The following is a 2,387-nucleotide window of genomic DNA, read 5'->3' as shown; positions in this document are numbered from 1 at the left end:
CTCCTGGATCGTTAGTCGCGGGGCGCGCTTTCCCTCAATGCGCGGCCCATTGAATGGCTGAGATGTCGACGCCGTCGCGGTACATGTCCCACAGCGGGGACAGCTCACGCAGCTTGGCGACGCGCTCCTTCAGCGTCGACACGGCGTAGTCGATCTCTTCTTCGGTCGTGAAGCGGCCGATCGTGATGCGCAGGCTCGAGTGCGCCAGCTCGTCGCTGCGGCCGAGCGCACGCAGCACATAGCTGGGCTCCAGGCTGGCCGAGGTGCAGGCCGAGCCGGAGGACACTGCAATGCCCTTCACGCCCATGATCAGCGACTCGCCTTCCACATAGTTGAACGAGATGTTCAGGTTGTGCGGCACGCGCTGTTCGAGGTGGCCGTTGATGAAGGTCTGCTCGATGCCGGACAGGCCATCGATCAGGCGCTGGTGCAGCGCACGGATGCGCGGCAGCTCGGCCGCCATCTCTTCGCGGGCGATGCGGAAAGCCTCGCCCATGCCGATGATCTGGTGCGTGGCCAGCGTGCCCGAGCGCAGGCCGCGCTCATGGCCGCCACCGTGCATCTGCGCTTCGAGGCGCACGCGCGGTTTGCGACGCACGTACAGCGCACCGATGCCCTTCGGGCCATAGGACTTGTGCGAAGCCAGGCTCATCAGGTCGATCGGCAGCTTGGTCATGTCGATCTCGACCTTGCCGGTGGCTTGCGCCGCGTCGACGTGAAAGATCACGCCCTTTTCGCGGCACAGGTTGCCAAGTGCCACCATGTCCTGGATGACGCCGATCTCGTTGTTGACGAACATCACCGACGCCAATACCGTGTCCGGCCGGATCGCGGCCTTGAAGGCCTCGAAATTGACCAGGCCGTCGGGTTGCACGTCGAGGTAGGTCGCCTCGAAGCCTTGGCGCTCAAGCTCACGCACCGTGTCGAGCACAGCCTTGTGCTCGGTCTTCACGGTGATGATGTGCTTGCCCTTGGTCTGGGCGTAGAAGTGCGCCGCGCCTTTGATCGCCAGATTGTTGGACTCGGTGGCACCCGAGGTCCAGACAATCTCGCGCGGGTCGGCGTTGATCAACGCCGCCACCTCGCCGCGGGCCTTTTCCACGGCCTCTTCCGCTTCCCAGCCCCAGGCGTGGCTGCGAGATGCCGGGTTGCCGAAGTGCTCGCGCAACCACGGCACCATGGCGTCCACCACGCGGCTGTCAACCGGCGTGGTGGCGCCGTAGTCCATGTAGATCGGGAAATGCGGGGTCATGTCCATGGCAAAAAACTTCTGGGTCCCTTACTTCGAGAACGCATTCCCGAGCGCAAACACCGAGTTCGGTGCGGTGATCTTGATCGGCTTGACGACCGGCTGGCTGGAGATCGCGCGCTTGATCGGCGCTTCTTCGATCGACACGCCCTTGGCGAGTTGATCGTCGACCAGCTTGCGCAAGGTGATCGAGTCGAGGAATTCGATCATCTTGGTGTTCAGGCTGGCCCACAACTCGTGGGTCATGCAGCGACCGGCGTCGTCGCCCATGCAGTTCTCTTTGCCGGCGCAGCCGGTGGCGTCGATCGGTTCATCGACGGCGACGATGATGTCGGCGACGCTGATTTCCTCGGCCTTGCGGCCGAGCGAGTAGCCGCCGCCGGGGCCGCGTGTGCTTTCCACCAACTCGTGCCGGCGCAGCTTGCCAAACAGCTGCTCCAGGTACGAGAGTGAAATTTGCTGACGCTGGCTGATCGCCGCCAGCGCCACGGGCCCGTTGTTCGAGCGCAGCGCCAGATCAATCATGGCGGTGACCGCAAAGCGGCCCTTGGTGGTCAATCGCATAGGGTTCTCCTGCTGAGAGCTCGTCAGTCGCCACCCTCGCGCGACGACCTCAAAACTCTTTGCGGCCAAATCGGCCAAATGGGTTGGACCCGTAACGGACAGCCCGGGTTTACCCGCGGCAGAGTCCGACTGTTTTGCTCAATTATAGCGGCGACCGAGGGTTTTTGTCGAGTCTCGATTCGTCAACGACACGTAAACACACTGTTGCCGGCGTTGACAGCATGAAGCCGCTGGAAAGGATCAGATGGGGTCAGCTTGTTGCTTGAACAAGGTCTGCAGAAAACCATCACAGCCGGCTTCGACGAGGTCGAGCACCCGTTCGAAGTCTGCCGGACCGCCGTAATACGGGTCTGGCACTTCGATCCCGGGCTTGCCGGAAAAATCCATCAACAGCCGCAGCGAGCCGTGGCGGGCCGGCGCGCAGCGGCGTTTCAGTGCGGCCAGGTGCCAGCGGTCCATCGCCAGCAGCCAGTCGACGCGTCCATCGAAATCGGCCGCTCCAACCTGCCGGGCCCGCAACGCCGCCAGTTCGTAGCCGCGTCGGCGTGCGTGATCTTGCGAGCGGGTGTCGGGC

Annotated in this window: 3 protein-coding genes; all 3 read right to left on the bottom strand. The window is 63.6% G+C overall.

What is annotated here, in order from left to right; genetic code table 11:
- Positions 1 to 34: 34 nt before the first annotated feature.
- Positions 35 to 1,258, bottom strand: a complete 1,224-nt coding sequence (locus AC1DYI_RS32865) for an IscS subfamily cysteine desulfurase (RefSeq protein WP_477208307.1) — start codon at positions 1,256 to 1,258, stop codon at positions 35 to 37.
- Between the two features lie 21 nt (positions 1,259 to 1,279).
- Positions 1,280 to 1,813, bottom strand: a complete 534-nt coding sequence (gene iscR / locus AC1DYI_RS32860; RefSeq protein ID WP_329721337.1) for a Fe-S cluster assembly transcriptional regulator IscR — start codon at positions 1,811 to 1,813, stop codon at positions 1,280 to 1,282.
- Positions 1,814 to 2,053: 240 nt separating this feature from the next.
- Positions 2,054 to 2,387: arsenate reductase/protein-tyrosine-phosphatase family protein (locus AC1DYI_RS32855; protein ID WP_477208306.1), on the bottom strand; the 334-nt coding region annotated here is incomplete at its 5' end.

Source organism: Ideonella sp. P3_A4 (assembly GCF_056403075.1).
The sequence above is the reverse complement of the archived record's forward strand: the minus strand, read 5'-3'. Positions and strand labels throughout refer to the sequence as shown.

Bases quoted from the DNA above. Each gene is read 5' to 3' on its own strand.
- AC1DYI_RS32865 (WP_477208307.1), bottom strand. From the start codon at position 1,258: ATGGACATGACCCCGCATTTCCCGATCTACATGGACTACGGCGCCACC.
- iscR (WP_329721337.1), bottom strand. From the start codon at position 1,813: ATGCGATTGACCACCAAGGGCCGCTTTGCGGTCACCGCCATGATTGAT.